Here is a 17,361-nt window from a genome sequence, read left to right as displayed (position 1 = left end):
ACAACGCAGGATTCAGGTCGCCAGCCGCCGGAGTTCGGCCAAGCGGTGGATCGTCACTCGCTTTCTGCCGGTGCTGATCACCCCCTGCCGACGGAGGTCACGCGTCGCGCGCGCCCAGGATTCGCGAGAGATCGCCGCGGCCGTCGCCAGTTCGGCCTGAGTGGCCGGCAGCGCGATTTCGATGTCCTCGCCGCGTTTGACGCCGCGCTGGACAGCCAGTTGCATCAGGTGCGCGGCGACCCGCCGCGACGCGGCGCCGGTGCCCAGGTCCAGCCACTGCCTGCCGATCGCCCGGAGACGCGCGGACAGCACGCGCACGAGTGCCCAGCAGATCCGCGACCGCGTACGACACAACAAAGAGAACCGGTCGCCGGGCACCTCCAGCACGTCCAGGTCCTCCAGCGCTTCGATGGTCGCGGAGCGTGGCATCGCGTCGATCGCCGCGAGTTCACCGACGACTTCGCCCGCGCCCCGCACTCCGACGACCACTTCAAGGCCGTCTGGAGTGGTGTTGACGATCCGCACGTGCCCGGACAGCACCACAAGCACGGCGCTGGAGAGGTCGCCTTCCCGGCAGATCGTCTCGCCACGCCGGTAGAAGCGCCGCGTCGCGGACTCGGCGAGCGCCTGCTGGTCTGCAGCGCGTAAGCCGACCCAGAATCCACTCGTCTCCATGCGCCGGCCCTCCCCGGTCACGCGCTGAGAATGTGCTTCGGCCGACTGGCTTCGGGGGTGAACAGCCACCCGCGGAGCCGTTCGTCACCCAGCTTGAACGGGACCGCCTGCGTGAACGCGCTGCGTTCGACCCCGGGGTACCCGTGACGCACGACCGCGCGGTGAATCTCTTGGGAGACAGCGAGCACGAGCAGTTCGGTCGTCTCTCGCAGCCGTCGTTTGAGCTCGGCGGCGTCCACCAGCCGGCAAGCGATGTCGACGTCTTCTCCGTACGGCCCGCGGCGGTCGCGATGCACTTCGCCCGCGTGCACGGCGACGCGAAGCCGGAAAGCGAGTTCCGGGCGGCTTTCCGCGTGCCGAGCCAGCAACTCGGTCAGCGCCGGGACCACGGCTGTCAGCAGCAGGGCCTTGGGTGCCTGATCCACCGGGCGGACGAAGCACAGCGCCCCGTCCCCGCGATCGAGGAGCGGATCAAGGTGCTTGCCGGCGATCCCCCCGGCCAAGAAGGCCGCGTCGAGGAGCTGGAAGAGCACCTTGCGAAGCTGAGTACGCACCGAGTTCGTCCGGCCGGTCGACCCTTCGATGTCGACCGCCACGATGGCCCGGTGCCGGGGTAAGTCAGCTGATATGTTCATGATCCGCTCCTGGCTTCAGGTCAGAACTGAAGTTCAGTCAACTTGACTGTATGACCTGGAGTGCCCCGTGAACAACGGAGCGGAGTCGGGCGTTACCGGTTTGGTGCCCACGAAAGAGGCCAATCAGATCACATTTTGATCGCAGTCTTGCATGGCGCGGGGTTGAAAGCAGAGTAGGCAGGCAAGGATTTCTGTCCTTACCTACTCCGTTGAAGTATACTGAACTTTTCTGAAGGGCGGCAGTCGTGTCCCCAGCCGAACCTCGGTCAGCGCTCGCGCGTCGTCTCCGCGCGCTGCGGGAGGCGGCGGGCATGACCCAGGCTGAGCTCGCTCAGGCTCTCGGCGGTGAGAATCCGCTGAGCGTTTCGTTGATCTCGTCGTGGGAGAACACCGACAAGGCCCCGCCGACCCGTCGGCTGAACGCGTACGCCACACTCTTCGCCACGCGGCGGTCCGTGAGCGGAGACACCGTGCGAGTGCTGCCGCTCGACGAGCTGTCCGACGAGGAGCGCCGCCGGTACGACGAGCTGCTCGAGGAGCTGCTCTGGCTCCGGGACGGGCGTGAAGGCGCTGGCTACCCCGAGACCGATGTCTGGCGTTTCCCGGAGAACGAAGACGTCACGATCGTCTCCGCCCAGCTCCCGCCGGACCTGCGGCAGCATCTGACCTACGCCGACCCCGAGAGTGCCGACTTCGTCTCGTTGTATACCTACGCCGACCCCGATGCCCTCATTGAGTTGTTCGGTCACATCCGGGCTGTCAATCCGAACCACCACGTCAGCTTCCACACGACGGAAGAGCTGACTCCCGACCACTACACGACCCACCTCGTGCTCCTTGGTGGTGTGGACTGGAATACAGTTACGCGCGACGTCATCGAGCGTGTCGACTTGCCGGTCAAGCAGGTCGCGCGCGACGATGACTCGCCGACCAGCAGCCCCGGCGGCTTCCTCGTGAAGCACGACGGCGGGTCGGAGCTCTTCCCGCCCCTGCTGGACAGCGAAGGTCACCTGTTGGAAGACGTGGCACATTTCTACCGAGGCGTCAGCCCGTTCAACCGGAAGCGCACTGTGACAGTGTGCAATGGTATGTATAGTCGGGGCACGCTGGGCGCGGTCCGTGCGCTGACGGATGAGCGGTTCCGGGATCGGAACCAGGCTTACCTCCGGAGCCGGTTCGGTGAGGCGGAGTTCTTCAGCATCATCAGCCGGGTGCCGGTGGTGGGTGGAAAAGGCCTGACTCCGGACTGGACGGTGGCGGAGAACCGCCTGCACGAGTGGCCTGAGGCCGAGTGACTGCACGACAACACCAAACGCACGCAGGTCTGCTGACCAGCGTTGAAGCCAGCCAAGCCCCACACGCTCGCTTAGACGCGATTATCGTGCCGAACGGACGTGCCGTCTCCGAGCTGCAGCCGGCCATCAGGGCGGCCAGGCAGGCCAATGCCCATCTGTTGCTGCTGTGCAGCCTCCATGGCGACGCATCGAAGGCTGCGCTCATTGCCAAGCGCGCAGGTGTCCGGGTGACCGCGATCGACACCGATCGATTACCCGGCTGGCTCGTGCCCAAATTCCTCACCGACAACCTGCTGCGTGGGACCGAGTTCCACCGGAAAGTGGACACCAGCCTCAAGCGGAACCTTGGTCTCCTCGTCGCGATCCTCAGCGGGTGGAGGCGGATTCTCTTCCTCGACGACGACATAGTCCTGCCTGAGCCGAAGGACTTGGCTGCCGCGGCAGGACTGCTGGGTACTCACCCGGTGGTCGGTCTTCGGAACGCGGGGATGCCGGACAACTCAGTCGTATGCCACGCTCTCCGCGGCATCGGCGCGGCCCAGGGAACGTTCATCGGTGGTGGCGCGCTGGTGGTGGGGGAGGAGGCTTTCTCCTCGTTCTTTCCCAACATCTACAACGAAGACTGGTTCTTTCTGCTCGACGGTCGGCAACTGCGGTCGACAGCGGTGACTGGCACAGCGATCCAGCGCCCGTACGATCCGTACAACGCCCAGCGCGCACGCGCAGAGGAACTGGGCGACACTCTCGCCGAGGGGCTATACGGCCTGTTGGACAACGGTCGTGAGCTGACCGCGGCGAATAGCGTCTACTGGGCCGAGTTCTTGCCCCACAGACGACAGCTCATCCGCACGACGGTGGCCAGAATTCGACATTCGAGGATCCGCCGGGACGAGCAGGAGAAGATGGTCCGCTCGCTCAAAGCGGCGGTCGCCAGCAGTCGCCGGATCACACCGGAACTGTGTGTTCAGTACATGGACGCCTGGAAGACGGACTGCGCGCGGTGGCGAAATCACGTCGCCAGGCTCCGGCGAGACTACGGTCAGTGCAGAGACATCGATCACGCCCTTCACATGTTGGGTGTCGCCCAATTCGCCCAGCCGGGGGTCGATGGCCGGATCAGGCCTACCGGTCAGTCCCTACCCGCCAGGTCGCGCCAACCTTCCAGGTCCTGGGCTGGGGAACAGATGGTGAAGATCTGGGCAAGTTCTTCGTTAACACGTGACACTGCTCAGGCTCTTCCAAAAGTCCCCCGTCTGCCAGCGACCGTTGGGCGTGGCAGATGACTTCACCGTAGCCCCATTCTCGATAGCCGAGCCGTGCGTACAGGCGGGCCGCGCCGGGGTTGTCCGTCCGGACCGCCAACGCGATCCGTTCGTGGCCCTGCTCGACGAGGTACTGCTCCACCACTCTCATGAGTGAGCTGCCAATACCAAGGTTGTGCAACTCCTCGTGCACTTGCAGGTGGGTGAGCAGCGCGACACCGGGCAGGCGCCTGCGAATCGGCGGTTCTTCGGCTTCTTCAAGCCACAGGTAGACGTTGCCCGCGAGGCGGCAATCCAGCCAGGCGAGGAACAAAACTCCGAGGTTTTTCCGTTGGCGCTCAAGCCGGTCACTGAAGAATCGGTGGTCCCCGAACGCCGCGACCAGCGAAAGGAGGTCTGCGGAGTGGGCCGGCCGTATGTAGCGCTCGGACATCAGCAGAAACTCCTGTTCGCCTGGGCACCACCAGTGTGCCGGAGTGAGCCGGTCCTTGACCAGGTTGCCTGGGCCGGACCGGCGTCACACCCTGCTTTCGTCGTGTCTCACACGGTCGCAGTCAGGTTGTACACCGTTACACCGTCCACTGTGGACGCCTGGTAGTGGTCGGCCACCCACTCCGCGATCTGCTGAGCGGCGTCCGAACCGCTCGAACCCCGCATCGTCATGCCTTCGCCCAGGAAGTAGTGGATCTGCCCGCTAGCCACGTACTGCTGGAACTGCGCCAGCGTCGGATACGGGTCCGTTCCGTTGAACCCACCCACCGCCATCACCGGGGCTCCGCTCGCCAGCTGGTAACCCGCCGCCGCATTGGACAGCACCGTCGCCGCCGTCCAGGTGTAATGCGATGCGTCCTGCTGGAGCAACGCCGTCAGCGAAGCGCCCGGCATCGTCGTCGACAGCAGTGACCCCGGGCCGCCCCCACGGCCACCGAAGCGGCCGAATCCGGAGGACGGCCCCGCCGACGGGATTGCTCCGCTGTGCGTCGTCGCCGCCGTGGCCAGCGTGTACGCGCCGGTGCCCAGGAGCAGAACCACCAAAGACAACGCCGCCACGAACGAAGCCGCGGTGCGGGTCAAGTGCGGGGCGAAAAACAGGGCCACCGCCGCCAGGAGGCCACCCACCAAGACCGCCGGGGCGAGCCAAGACGACCCCAGCAGTAGGTAAGAAGTCAACGCCGTCAGCGCCACGCCGCCGCTCAGGAAACCCGATGCCGCCGGGTGGGCGCGCAGGCGCCACAGCTGGACCGCCGCCGTGCCCACCAGCGCGGCCACGGCCGGGGCCAACGCCACCGTGTAGTACGGGTGGATGATGCCGCCCATATAGCTGAACACCAGCGCCGTCACCAGCAGCCAGCCTCCCCACAGGAGGAGCGCCGCGCGGGATGTGTCCGTCCGCGGGGCTCGGCGGGTGAACCACAGACCCGCCCCCAGCGCCAGCAGTGCCGCCGGCAGGAGCCAGGCGATGCCGCCCGCCATCTCGCTGCCGAACAGGCGAGTCAGGCCCGTCGACCCCCAGCCTCGGCCTGCGCCGCCGCCGACGCTGCCCACCTCGTCGCCCGTGATGCGGCCGAAACCGTTGTAGCCGAACGCCAGCTCCCACAGGGAGTTCGTCTGCGAACCGCCGATGTACGGCCGCGAAGCCGCCGGCCAGAGCGCGACGACCACCAAGTACCAGCCCGCTGCCACCGAAACCGAGACCAGCGCCCCGAACAGGTGCAGCAGCCGCTTGCCGAGCGACACCGGGGCGGCGACGGCATAAGCAAGCGCGAAAGCAGGCAGCACCAGGAACGCCTGCAGCATCTTCGCCAGGAAAGCGAACCCGACCGCGACGCCGGCCAGTGCGAGCCAGCGCGGGCTCGCCTTCTCGCACGCACGCACCACGCAGTACGCCCCCGCCACCAGCAGCAGCACGAGCAGCGCGTCCGGATTGTTGAACCGGAACATCAGCGCCGCGGCCGGGGTCAGGGCCAGCACCAGGCCCGCGACCAGTCCGGCTGCCGGGCCCGACGACCTGCGGACCGTCGCGTACAGCAGCCACACCGAGCCCACGCCCATCAGCGCCTGCGGCACCAGGATGCTCCACGCGTTGACGCCGAACAGCCGCGCCGACAGGCCCATCACCCACAGCGCGGCCGGGGTCTTGTCGACGGTGATCGCGTTGGCCGCGTCGCTGGAGCCGAAGAACAGCGCCTTCCAGCTCTGGGACCCCGCCTGGGCCGCCGCCGAGTAGAACGCGTTGGCCCAGCCCGAGGCGCCGAGGCCCCACAGGTAGAGCACGGCCGTTCCGACCAGGAGTGCGGCCAACGTGGGCCGGTGCCACGAAGGGCGAGAGGGTGCCGAAGCAGGCACAGCGGTTTCGCGGGAGGCGAGAGCGGTCATGACGCTCAGCTTCCGGTGCCCAGCTGGGGCTGCCTTGTGCCGATGCTGTGCACGCGCTGTGCGGGCACGGCCACGGGGAGCCGCACCGCGAACTCCGTCCGCCCGGGCCTGCTGTGCACCTCGATCGTGCCGTGGTGGGCGACGACGACCGCGGACGCGATCGCCATCCCCAGCCCGGTGCTGCCGGCCTGGCGCGAGCGAGACGAGTCGCCGCGGGCGAAGCGCTCGAAGACGTCCGGCAGCAGGTCCGGCGGGATCCCAGGGCCGTCGTCGGTCACCGTGAGCACGGCGCTGCCGTCCGCCGAGCGGGTCAGCGCCGTCACCACCGTCGTACCGGGCGGGGTGTGCGTGCGCGCGTTGGCCAGCAGGTTCGCCAGCACCTGGTGGAGGCGCTGGACGTCGCCGAACACGAGCACCGGGTCCGGTGGCAGCTCCAGCAGCCACCGGTGCCGCCGCCCGGCGACCTGCGCGTCGCCGACGGCGTCGGCGACCAGGCGGGTGAGGTCGACGTCGCGGACGTCCAGCGGCCGGCCCGCGTCGAGCCGGGCGAGCAGCAGCAGGTCCTCGACCAGCGCCGACATCCGGACGGCCTCGGACTGGATGCGGTCCATCGAATGGGCGACGTCCGGCGGCACCAGCGCGCTGCCGCGGGCGGCCAGCTCGGCGTACCCGCGGATCGCGGCCAGCGGCGTCCGCAACTCGTGGCTGGCGTCCGCGACGAACTGCCGGACCCTGATCTCGCTGTCGTGCCGCGCTTCGAGGGCCTGGGCGACGTGGCCGAGCATCAGGTTCAGCGCCGAGCCGACCTGGCCGACCTCGGTGCGCGGGTCGGTGTCGCCCTCCGGGACGCGGATGGACAGCGCCACCTGGCCGCGGTCCAGCGGCAGCTCGGTGACGCGCCCGGCGGTCGCCGCGACGCGGTCGAGGGGGCGCAGCGTGCGGCGGACCGCGAAGGCCCCGAGGAACGCCGCGCCGAGCACGCCCGCCGCGGCCACGCCGAACAGGATCAGCCCGACGGTGAGCAGCGTGTCGGTCACCGGCTTCATCGGCAGGCCGGTCACCACGACGTCGGACGTCCCGGCGACCGGCAGCGCCATCAGGCGGTACTCGCCGAGGTCGGCGAAGGAAAGGGTGTGCGGCTTGCCGTCGGCGGGCACCGAGAGCATCAGGGCCTGCTGGTCCGCGGTCAGGTACAGCCGGCCGCCGTGCTCGGAAATGCTGTCGTCGTGGACGAGCTCCCGCCCGGAGAAGGTGCCGCTGACCGTGCCGACGTTCTGCCCGAGCGGGTGCTGGCCCTGGTCCTGCGGGGGCGGCCCGAGGCCCGGCAGCCGGGCGTTGCTCGCGAAGACGAGCGAGCGGTTCGCCGCGGCCGAGAGCTGCTGGTCGATCTGGCGGGTGAGGAACAGGTCGAGCGCGAACTCGCTGACCACGCCGACGATCAGGCACACGACGGTGAGCAGCACGACCATCGAGCCGGTCAGTTTCGCGCGCAGCGAGAGCCGTCCCCGGCGGGGACGTGGCGGGACGGTTCGCGCGGCCATGGCACCAGCGTCCGTCCGCGCGGTGTGTGCGGGTTGTGCGCTGCCTGTGAAGCGGCTGTGGGGTGACCGGCCCGTGGCCGGATGTCCGGTTCCCCGGCGCGAACCGGTCACAGGAACGGCTGACGGCGGGCACAGTCGGTGCACAGCGAGCGCCTCCACCGTGGATCCCACCGAACGACCACGTTGAGGAGCAGCAGCATGACCACACCGCAGGCACCGTCCACACCGGACCAGACGTGGGGCGCCACGCCCGCGCCGGCCGCCAAGCAGCCCTGGTCGCCGGGCCGGAAGATCGCCGCGGGCGCCGTCGCGGCGGCGATCGTGGCCGGCGGGGGAGCGGCGGTCTGGGCCGCGTCCTCGTCGGCGGCCACCGACACGCAGGCCGGGCCGGGCGGCATGATGGGCGGCCCCGGCGGCCTGCCGGGCGGCGGCCTGGGTTCCGCGCTGCACGGCGAGTACGTGGCTTCCGACGGCAACGGCGGCTACGTCACGAAGATCGTGCAGACGGGCGAAGTGACGGAGCTGAGCGCGACCTCCCTGACCGCGAAGAGCGACGACGGCTTTTCGAAGACGTACACGATCACGTCGGACCAGGCGACCGGGCTCGCGACGGGCGACACGGTCACGGTGGTGGCCACGGAGTCCGGCTCGACGGCCACGGCGACGTCGGTGACGGACGGCGACGCGGGCGGCCAGGGCGCCCCGGCCCGCACCGGCTGAGACCGCGGCGGCTCCGGAGGTCAGGGGCGGTCGTAGTCGACCGCGACCTCCGGGGTCGTCGCGCGGGAGCGGCAGGTCAGGATCCGGCCCGCCGCCACGTCGTCCTCCGTCAGCGCGTAACGGACGTCCATGTCCACCTGGCCGTGCCGCAGCGTGGCCCGGCACGTCCCGCACGCGCCGCCCGTGCACGAGTACGGCACCTCGTACCCGGCCCGCAGCGCCGCGTCCAGGACCGTCTCGCCGGCTTCGGCCGTCACGCACGTCGTCGTTCCGCCCAGCGTCACGGCCACCCTGGCCGGGATGCCCGCCGGGTCGCGCAGGGGTGCCGCGCCGCGGAACAGTTCGAAGTGGACGTTTTCCTCCGGGACGTCCGCGTCGGCCAGGGTGCGGCGGGCCAGCTCCGTCAGGCCGCGTGGCCCGCACAGGAACCACTCGTCGACCTTCGCCGGGTGCAGCCGGTTCTGCAGCAGCGCGCGCAGGCGCGTCCCGTCGAGCCGCCCGCGCTGGTAGCGCTCGTGCGAGATCGCCAGCGCCTCGCCGACCGTGTCGAACTGACGGGGCCGGTGGGCGTGCAGGTCCGGGTCGCGCTCATCGGTGCGGTAGTGGACGACGTGCAGCCGGCCGCCGAAGCCGTCCGCCAGCGCGCTCAGCTCCGCCGCGAACAACGTCGTCGCGCCGGACGTGTTGACGTACAGCAGCGTCGCCCGGCTGTGCGGCTCGGCGCTGAGCGTGCTGACCAGGATGGACAGCACCGGCGTGATGCCGCTGCCCGCGGCCAGCGCGACGTAGTGGGCGGCCCGTGCCGGGTCCGGTGTGAGCGTGAACGCGCCGGACGGCGGCAGGACGTCGAGGAAGTCACCCGCGGCCAGTGTCGTGGTCGCGTACCCGGAGAACGCCCCGCCGGGACGCCGCTTCACCGCGATCCGCAGCTCGCCCGACCCCGCCGGGGCGCAGATCGAGTACGTCCGCCGCACGGGCTGCCCGTCGACCACCGCGCGGACCGCCACGTGCTGGCCGGGCGAGAACCGGAACTCCGCGGCCAGGTGCGGCGGGACGTCGAAGGTGATCGCGACCGCGTCGGCGGTCAGCGGCCGGACCTCGCGCACCCGCAGCCGGTGGAACCGGCTCGGCCCCACCGGCGGCGGTTCCGGGCCGGGCTCGTGGTCGCCGAGGTCGTCGGCCAGCCGCCGCCACGCGCGGTACTCCGCCGGCGTCAGCTCGCGGCCCCACGCGGTGATGATCGGGACGTCGCGCGCCAGGTAAGCGTCCCGGTTGTCCCGCCAGGCCCGCAGGTAGCGGTAGAACGGCACGGCCGGGTGGAGGTGGTGCACCAGGTGGTAGTTCTGGAACAGCATCATCGGCGTCATCAGCCACTCCAGCCCCACCCGCACCCGCGTGGTGCCGAACTTGTCGCGCGGCTTCGCGGCGGGGAGGCCGTGGTGGGGCAGCCAGTCGAACCACCACGCCAGCACGGCCAGCCCGATCCGCTGCGGCAGCAGGTACCCCAGCAGCAGCTCCCGGCCGTGGCCGCAGGCGATCAGCGCCGCGGCCGCGACGGACGCCAGCGACAGCAGCACGATCGTCTCCGCCCGCTCCGCGGCCGGCCGGGTGCGCACGCGGGCGGTGTAGAAGCGGGCGTACCAGAAGTCGATGGTGAGCCAGCGGAACGGCAGCGACCACCAGGCTCCCTGCGACGTCCAGGCGTCGGGATCGGTGCGGGAATCCGCGTTCGTGTTCCGGTGGTGTTCACTGTGGATGAATCGGAGCAGCGGGAACGACGCGTACGCCGCGACGAACGGCATCGCCAGCCGGCCGAGCACCTCGTTGACCCATGTCAGCTTCCCTGCGGCGTGGTGGGCGGATTCGTGCACCACGGTGAACATCGTGAAGGTGACGATCGCGTGCAGCGGCACGGTGTACACCGGTGGCGCGATCCCGGCCAGCAGCAGCCAGGTCGCCGTGCCCCACAACGCGGCCCCGCCGGTGAACAACAGCAGCGTCGGCACCGAAAGCCGGGGCAGCGGGATGCGGGGCGAAGGCACCGGGCGCCGGGCGGGCACCGCGGCCGCCGTCGGGGATGCGGACGTCCGGGAGCCGCGCGGCGAGGTATCGACGACGGGCATCGAGCGGTCTCCTCGGTCGAGAAGCTCCTGGCGAGGCGGGAGTCACCGTAGACAACGCGCCGGGGTTTGTAAACGTCGTGCCAAGCTTCGAAAAAAGGTCCCGGCCAGCCGAACGCAAGCGGTGGGTAAGCTGCCCGTGTGAAGGCCGTCACCCACCCCGCCCCGGTGCGCACCCGGGACCGGCTGCTGGACGCGGCCGCCGGAGTGATCGCCGCCGACGGCTGGGCCGCGGTGACGATGGGCAAGCTGGCCGCGCACGTCGGCGTCAGCAGGCAGACCGTCTACAACGAACTCGGCTCGAAGGCCGAGCTGGCCGAGGCACTGGTGCTGCGGGAAACCGAGTGCTTCGCCGTGCGCCTGACCGAGGTCGTCGCCGCCCACCCCGGCCGTCCGGTCGACGGCGTCACCGCCGCGTTCGGCCACACCCTCGAAGCCGCCAAGGCCAACCCGCTGATCCTGCTCGCCCTCGGGTGCCCGAAGGCCGGCGGCGACGACTTCCTCCCCCTGCTCACCACCCGGCCCGAGGGCGTGCTGGAGCGCTCGGTCGACACCGTGGCCGCGCTGTTCGCGCGGTGCTACCCGGAGGTCGGGCTGAGCCTCTCGGAGTGGGCGGTCGCGGTCGAAGCCTTCGTCCGGCTGCTGCTCTCCCACCTGGTGCAGCCCAGCGGGTCGGTGGCGCACGCGACCGGCCAGATGCGCTGGGTGATCGGCCGGATGCTGGGCGCCTGACCTCGCGGGTGGCCCCCGGCCCGGTGGCGGAGGCCACTGGCCTAGACTCGGACGTCCCGGTCTGCACTCGACCGGGGCCATTTCCGCAGGATTGTCCACCACAATCGTTACCGCTCGAGGAGAAGACCTTGAAGAGCACCGTCGAGCAGCTCAGCCCGACGCGAGTCAAGATCAATGTCGAGGTGCCGTTCGACGAGCTCAAGCCGAACTTCGACCGCGCCTACCGCAAGATCGCCCAGCAGGTGCGCATCCCGGGCTTCCGGCCCGGCAAGGCGCCCGCTCGCGTCCTGGAAAGCCGGATCGGGCGCGGCCCGGTGCTCGACGAGGTCGTCAACGAGGCCATTCCGGCCAAGTACATCGAGGCCGTTCGCGAGAACGAGGTCCGCACGCTCGGCAACCCCGAGTTCGACGTGACCAAGCTCGAGGACCGCGACGTCCTCGAGTTCACCGCCGAGGTCGACGTGCGCCCGGAGATCGAGCTGCCCGACCTGGACGGCTTCGCGGTCACCGTCGACGACGTCGAGCTGACCGACGCGGAGGTCGACGAGCAGCTCGACGAGCTGCGCGCCCGGTTCGGCACCCTGACCGGCGTCGAGCGCCCGGCCGAGACCGGCGACTTCGTCTCGATCGACCTGTCCGCGACCGTCGACGGCGAGGCCGTCGAAGAGGCGAGCACCTCGGGGCTGTCCTACGAGATCGGCTCCGGTCAGCTCGTCGACGGCATCGACGAGGCGATCATCGGCGCGACCGCGGGCGAGACCAAGACGTTCACCACCCAGCTCGTCGCCGGTGAGCACGCCGGCAAGGACGCCGAGGTGACCGTGACCGTCCAGTCGGTCAAGACCCGCGAGCTGCCCGAGGCCGACGACGAGTTCGCCCAGATGGCCAGCGAGTTCGACACGATCGACGAGCTGAAGAACGACCTGCGCGAGCGGCTCGGCCGCGTCAAGAAGATGCAGCAGGGCGTCCAGGCCCGCGACAAGGTGCTCGACGAGCTCCTGGAGCGCACCGAGGTGCCGATCCCGGAGAAGGTCCTCGACGCCGAGATCGAGAACCGCAAGCACGACGCGATCCACCCGTTCGACCACGACGAGGCCCAGTTCGCGAAGGCCCTCGAGGCCGAAGGCCGCACCCTCGAAGAGTTCGACGCCGAGACCCGCACCGAGTCGGAGAAGGCCGTCCGCACGCAGCTGCTGCTGGACACCATCGCCGACAAGGAAGAGGTCTCCGTCAACGACGGCGAGCTCACCGAGCGGATCATCTACCAGGCCCAGCGCTTCGGGATCAGCCCGGACGAGTACGTCCAGCGCGCCCAGCAGTCCGGCCAGCTGACCGCGATCTACGCCGACGTGCGCCGCGGCAAGGCCCTCGCCTCGGTGGTCCGCAAGACCACCGTGACCGACGGCTCCGGTGCCGAGGTCGACCTCTCGGAGCTGTTCGGCTCCGACGAGCCGGCAACCGAGGAGACGCAGGTCACCGAAGAGACGGCGAAGACTCCGGCGGAGTGAAGCTGTGAGCGAACTTGGGCGGTGTCAGGCATTCTGCACCGCCCGAGTTCGTTAGGGTCGGATACAAGATCTCAAGCATCTGAAACGACAGCGGTGGCCGTCAGGACGGGGCCACCGCCGGCGCGAAAAGGCAGGCAGACGTGACGCAGCACACGCCCGAGGCGCGGACCGGCACCGCAGGGCTCAACCTCACCGACTCGGTGTTCGAGCGGTTGCTCCAGGAGCGCATCGTCGTCCTCGGTTCCGAGGTCAACGACGAGGTCGCCAACCGGATCACCGCGCAGCTGTTGCTGCTCGACGCGGACGACGCCGAGTCCGACATCCGCTTCTACATCAACTCGCCGGGTGGCTCGGTCACCGCCGGGTTCGCCATCTACGACACCATGCAGCTGATCCGCCCGGACGTCGCGACCTACGCGATGGGCATGGCGGCCTCGATGGGGCAGTTCCTGCTCTCCTCGGGCACGCCGGGCAAGCGCTACGCGCTGCCGCACGCGCGCATCCTGATGCACCAGCCGTCGGCCGGTGTCGGCGGCACGGCGTCGGACATCGCGATCCAGGCGGACCTGTTCAACAAGTGGAAGCAGGAGCTGGCCCGGATCACCGCGGACCAGACCGGGCAGACGGTCGAGCAGATCATCAAGGACGGCGACCGGGACCGCTGGTTCACCGCGCAGGAGGCGAAGGACTACGGGTTCGTCGACCACGTCCTCACCGCCGACATCGCCCGTCCGGGCTCTCGCTGAGCCGAAGCACCAAGGAGACTTTCGATGAGCAACTTCCGGCTCCCGGGTGACTTCCAGGGCCCGAGCATCCCCCAGTCGCGGTACATCCTGCCGTCGTACGTGGAGCGGACCAGCTACGGCGTCAAAGAGTCGAACCCGTACAACAAGCTCTACGAAGAGCGGGTCATCTTCCTCGGCGTGCAGGTGGACGACGCGTCGGCCAACGACGTGATGGCCCAGCTGCTGCACCTCGAGCACGAGGACCCGGACCGCGACATCCTGGTCTACATCAACTCGCCGGGTGGCTCGTTCACCTCGCTGATGGCGATCTACGACACGATGCAGTTCGTTCGTCCGGACATCCAGACGTACTGCCTCGGCCAGGCCGCTTCGGCCGCCGCGGTGCTGCTGTCGGCCGGCACGCCCGGCAAGCGCTACGCGCTGCCGAACTCCCGCGTGCTGATCCACCAGCCGGCCACCGAGGGCACCTACGGCCAGGTTTCCGACCTGGAGATCCAGGCCAACGAGATCCAGCGGGTGCGGCGCCAGATGGAGGTCATCCTGGCCAAGCACACGAACAAGGACCCGGACCAGATCCGGACCGACATCGAGCGCGACAAGATCCTGACGGCCGAAGAGGCCAAGGCGTACGGCATCATCGACGAGGTGCTGCCGTACCGTAAGGCGTCGGCTCTGTAGATCCGCCAGGCCGGTGTGTGTCGAGAAGACGACACACACCGGCATCCTGGTTTAGGGTCGTCCTCTGACGTGCTCCCGGCGCTCGCGGGTGTTCCCGCTCACGGCATCGGACGGGTACCGTCAGTGGCAATGCGTGAGGCTCGCACCCGGTCACCGCACCGGGGGGTCGCACCGTCGCAACACACGTCAGGCGCGGAAACCCGCGCCGGAGGGGACGAGGTCAACGGCCATGGCACGGATCGGTGACGGCGGAGACCTGCTGAAGTGTTCTTTCTGCGGGAAGAGCCAGAAGCAGGTGAAGAAGCTCATTGCCGGCCCCGGGGTCTACATCTGCGATGAGTGCATCGACCTCTGCAATGAGATCATCGAGGAGGAGCTGGCCGAGGCCGGCGACGTCAAGCTCGACGAGCTGCCCAAGCCCGCCGACATCCACGAGTTCCTCGAGCAGTACATCATCGGGCAGGAAGACGCCAAGCGGACGCTCGCGGTAGCGGTCTACAACCACTACAAGCGCATCCAGGCGGACGACAAGGCCGGGCCGAAGGACTCCAAGGAGGAGTCGGTCGAGCTCGCCAAGTCCAACATCCTGATGCTCGGCCCCACCGGGTGCGGCAAGACCTACCTGGCGCAGACGCTCGCGAAGCTGCTGAACGTGCCGTTCGCCATCGCGGACGCCACGGCGCTGACCGAAGCGGGTTACGTCGGCGAGGACGTCGAGAACATCCTCCTCAAGCTCATCCAGGCGGCGGACTACGACGTCAAGCGGGCCGAGACCGGGATCATCTACATCGACGAGGTCGACAAGATCGCCCGCAAGAGCGAGAACCCGTCGATCACCCGTGACGTCTCCGGCGAGGGTGTCCAGCAGGCGCTGCTGAAGATCCTCGAGGGCACCACGGCCTCGGTGCCGCCGCAGGGCGGCCGCAAGCACCCGCACCAGGAGTTCATCCAGATCGACACGACGAACGTGCTGTTCATCGTGGCCGGCGCGTTCGCCGGGCTGGAGAAGATCATCAACGAGCGGGTCGGCAAGCGCGGCCTCGGCTTCGGCGCGGAGATCCGCACCAAGTCCGAAATCGAGGAGAGCGACGTCTTCTCCGACACCATGCCGGAGGACCTGATCAAGTTCGGGCTGATCCCGGAGTTCATCGGCCGGCTCCCGGTCGTGGCGACGGTGAACCACCTGGACAAGGACTCGCTGGTCAACATCCTGACCCAGCCGCGCAACGCCCTGGTGAAGCAGTACAAGAAGCTCTTCGAGATGGACAACGTCGAGCTCGAGTTCACCAAGACCGCGCTCGAGGCCATCGCCGACCAGGCGGTCCTGCGCGGCACCGGCGCCCGCGGGCTGCGTGCCATCATGGAAGAAGTGCTCCAGCCGGTGATGTACGACATCCCGAGCCGCGACGACGTGGCGAAGGTCGTCATCACCGAGCAGACCGTCCGGGAGAACGTGAACCCGACGATCGTCGCCCGGCAGCCGACGCGGCGCGCGCGCAGCGAGCGCGGCGAGAAGTCGGCCTGACCCGCCGGGCGTCTCCGGGCCGCCCGGCCCGGAGACCCGACAGGAAAGCTGAATGACTGCTGACTCCTTCCCGGGTTCCGGGGCCGCTCCTGGCGGCGGCGTGCAAGCGCCGGCGCCGCCGGCCCCGGAGCCCGTCGGGACCCCGGCCGCGCCGGTCCTGGGGTTCCGAGAGCTGAGCGAGCGCGTGATCGCGTCCGTCGCCGACCGGTACCCGTGGCTGCACCGCGTGCTGCTGGGCGTGCTGGCCGTGTTCACCGGGACGTGCGTGGTCGCCGTGGTGTCCCGGCTGTCGCCGTTGCCGCTGATCCCGGTGCCGTTGTTCGTCGTCGCGGCCTACGGGCTGCGGCAGGCCCGTGGGGTCACCGAGCGGCGTCAGCTGTTCAACTGGGTGCTGTTGTTCGCCGTGGCCACGACGGTCGGCTTCTGGCTGATCGCCGTCGTGGGCCGCTGGGTGGAGTGAACCGCCGACGTTCGTAGGGTTTGACGGCGCCGGCGGCTGGGTATGCCGAAGCCGTGGTAGATGCCCTCAGACCCTTCCGGCATCCGGCACTCTTCTATCGCGGTGACGCCGAATACCTCGATGGCGTCGTTCCGTTCCTGCTCGAAGGCCTCGACCGGGGTGAGCCCGTGGCGGTGGCCGTTCCCGGCCGCAACCTGCTGCTGATCGAGAAGGCGCTGGAAGACCGGGCGAACGAGGTCCGGCTGATCGACATGCAGCGGGCGGGCCGCAACCCCGGTGCGATCCTGCCGTCGGTGCTGCACGCTTTCGCCGCCGAGCACGACGGCCCGGTGCGGCTCGTGGGCGAGCCGATCTGGGCCGGCCGCACGGACGCGGAGTACCCGGCGTGCGTGGTGCACGAGGCCCTGATCAACATTGCGTTCGCCGGGCGTGACCTGGGGATCCTGTGCCCCTACGACGTCGGCGAGCTGCCGTCGCCGGTGCTGGCCGACGCCGAGCGCACCCACCCGGAGCTGTGGGGCCTGGCCGGGCCGTTCATCAGCCCGCGTTTCGACCCCGACGGCGTCCGCGCGGACTTCACCCGGCCGCTCGAGCCCCCGCCGGGTGCGGTGGAGCGCGAGTTCGACCTCCGGCAGCTGGCGTCGTTGCGCGGCTTCGCCGAGATCTGGGCCGCCCGCCACGGCCTGCGCCGCCCCCGCCGCGACGACTTCGCGCTGGCCATCGCCGAGCTGGCGACGAACAGCGTCCTCTACGGCGGCGGGACGGGCGTCCTGCGGCTGTGGGCGGACGCGGCGGAGGTGATCGGCGAGGTGAGCGACGCGGGCACGATCGCCAACCCCCTGGCCGGCCGCATCCCGCCGCCGGCGACGACGCTCGGCGGCCGCGGCCTCCTGCTGGTCAACCGCCTGGCCGACCTGGTCCGCACGTACTGGGTCCCGGGCCGCACGACCACCCGCATCCACTTCGCCCGCTGACCCGCTCGCCTCACGTACCCAGAGGGTCGGCCGGCGTGCCCGGAGGGTCGCCTGGCGTGCCTGGAGGGTCGGACGGCGATCCGACCGTCCGGGTACGCAGCCCGACCGGCTGGG

General features: G+C 69.6%; 15 protein-coding genes and 1 pseudogene. 10 read left to right on the top strand and 6 right to left on the bottom strand.

Annotated elements, in window-relative coordinates; all coding sequences use genetic code 11:
• Window positions 1-12 precede the first annotated feature (12 nt).
• Both HUT10_RS15310 and HUT10_RS15305 read right to left on the bottom strand, forming a co-directional pair.
• Window positions 13-696, bottom strand: a complete 684-nt coding sequence (locus tag HUT10_RS15310) for a Crp/Fnr family transcriptional regulator (protein WP_254896882.1) — start codon at window positions 694-696, stop codon at window positions 13-15.
• The gene (locus HUT10_RS15305) at window positions 693-1,271 is read right to left on the bottom strand and encodes a hypothetical protein (protein ID WP_254896881.1); all 579 of its coding nucleotides are present in this window, start codon (window positions 1,269-1,271) and stop codon (window positions 693-695) included. Before HUT10_RS15305 ends, HUT10_RS15310 begins: the two co-directional genes overlap by 4 nt.
• A gap of 284 nt (window positions 1,272-1,555) precedes the next feature.
• On the opposite strand from HUT10_RS15305, the gene HUT10_RS15300 reads away from it, so the two are divergent.
• Both HUT10_RS15300 and HUT10_RS50965 read left to right on the top strand, forming a co-directional pair.
• Entirely contained in the window at window positions 1,556-2,605 is a 1,050-nt protein-coding gene (locus HUT10_RS15300; RefSeq protein WP_176171825.1) for a helix-turn-helix domain-containing protein, read from the top strand.
• Between the two features lie 86 nt (window positions 2,606-2,691).
• Window positions 2,692-3,888: a hypothetical protein gene (locus tag HUT10_RS50965; RefSeq protein ID WP_254897466.1), complete on the top strand. Its 1,197-nt coding sequence runs from the start codon at window positions 2,692-2,694 to the stop codon at window positions 3,886-3,888.
• A gap of 25 nt (window positions 3,889-3,913) precedes the next feature.
• On the opposite strand, the pseudogene HUT10_RS50960 reads toward HUT10_RS50965, so the two are convergent.
• The 3 genes and pseudogenes from HUT10_RS50960 to HUT10_RS15280 form a co-directional block, all read right to left on the bottom strand.
• Window positions 3,914-4,300: pseudogene (locus HUT10_RS50960) on the bottom strand (GNAT family N-acetyltransferase); the annotation flags it as partial.
• A gap of 107 nt (window positions 4,301-4,407) precedes the next feature.
• Window positions 4,408-6,243 carry a glycosyltransferase family 39 protein gene (locus tag HUT10_RS15285; protein WP_176171822.1) on the bottom strand — a complete coding sequence of 612 codons (1,836 nt, stop codon included), beginning with the start codon at window positions 6,241-6,243 and terminating at the stop codon, window positions 4,408-4,410.
• A 5-nt stretch (window positions 6,244-6,248) separates the two neighbouring features.
• On the bottom strand, window positions 6,249-7,784 hold the full coding sequence (locus HUT10_RS15280; protein WP_176171821.1) for a cell wall metabolism sensor histidine kinase WalK: 1,536 nt from the start codon (window positions 7,782-7,784) through the stop codon (window positions 6,249-6,251).
• 198 nt (window positions 7,785-7,982) lie between these two features.
• Between HUT10_RS15280 and HUT10_RS15275 the strand changes: the two genes are divergently transcribed.
• Window positions 7,983-8,504 carry a hypothetical protein gene (locus HUT10_RS15275; RefSeq protein ID WP_176171820.1) on the top strand — a complete coding sequence of 174 codons (522 nt, stop codon included), beginning with the start codon at window positions 7,983-7,985 and terminating at the stop codon, window positions 8,502-8,504.
• A 20-nt stretch (window positions 8,505-8,524) separates the two neighbouring features.
• Here HUT10_RS15275 and HUT10_RS15270 read toward each other — a convergent pair whose 3' ends face one another.
• Window positions 8,525-10,627 carry a fatty acid desaturase gene (locus tag HUT10_RS15270; protein ID WP_176171819.1) on the bottom strand — a complete coding sequence of 701 codons (2,103 nt, stop codon included), beginning with the start codon at window positions 10,625-10,627 and terminating at the stop codon, window positions 8,525-8,527.
• A 138-nt stretch (window positions 10,628-10,765) separates the two neighbouring features.
• On the opposite strand from HUT10_RS15270, the gene HUT10_RS15265 reads away from it, so the two are divergent.
• The 7 genes from HUT10_RS15265 to HUT10_RS15235 all read left to right on the top strand — a co-directional run bounded on the left by HUT10_RS15265 (window position 10,766) and on the right by HUT10_RS15235 (window position 17,247).
• Complete coding sequence (locus tag HUT10_RS15265) at window positions 10,766-11,356, top strand: TetR family transcriptional regulator (protein ID WP_176171818.1); 591 nt, start codon at window positions 10,766-10,768, stop codon at window positions 11,354-11,356.
• 128 nt (window positions 11,357-11,484) lie between these two features.
• The gene (tig, locus tag HUT10_RS15260) at window positions 11,485-12,864 is read left to right on the top strand and encodes a trigger factor (protein WP_176171817.1); all 1,380 of its coding nucleotides are present in this window, start codon (window positions 11,485-11,487) and stop codon (window positions 12,862-12,864) included.
• Window positions 12,865-13,004: 140 nt separating this feature from the next.
• Window positions 13,005-13,610, top strand: coding sequence for a ClpP family protease (locus tag HUT10_RS15255; protein ID WP_091320319.1), 606 nt, complete (start codon window positions 13,005-13,007; stop codon window positions 13,608-13,610).
• 24 nt (window positions 13,611-13,634) lie between these two features.
• On the top strand, window positions 13,635-14,288 hold the full coding sequence (locus tag HUT10_RS15250; protein ID WP_091316263.1) for an ATP-dependent Clp protease proteolytic subunit: 654 nt from the start codon (window positions 13,635-13,637) through the stop codon (window positions 14,286-14,288).
• 229 nt (window positions 14,289-14,517) lie between these two features.
• Window positions 14,518-15,813 (top strand): ATP-dependent Clp protease ATP-binding subunit ClpX, encoded by a 1,296-nt coding sequence (gene clpX / locus HUT10_RS15245; RefSeq protein ID WP_004562779.1) that lies wholly within the window; start codon window positions 14,518-14,520, stop codon window positions 15,811-15,813.
• A gap of 52 nt (window positions 15,814-15,865) precedes the next feature.
• A complete protein-coding gene (locus HUT10_RS15240) occupies window positions 15,866-16,273 on the top strand; it encodes a hypothetical protein (protein ID WP_176171816.1) in 408 nt (135 codons plus the stop codon).
• A 53-nt stretch (window positions 16,274-16,326) separates the two neighbouring features.
• Window positions 16,327-17,247, top strand: coding sequence for a sensor histidine kinase (locus HUT10_RS15235; RefSeq protein WP_176171815.1), 921 nt, complete (start codon window positions 16,327-16,329; stop codon window positions 17,245-17,247).
• Window positions 17,248-17,361: the final 114 nt, after the last annotated feature.

Origin of the sequence: Amycolatopsis sp. Hca4, from assembly GCF_013364075.1 — a bacterium.
Lineage (GTDB): Bacteria > Actinomycetota > Actinomycetes > Mycobacteriales > Pseudonocardiaceae > Amycolatopsis.
The sequence above is the reverse complement of the archived record's forward strand: the minus strand, read 5'-3'. Positions and strand labels throughout refer to the sequence as shown.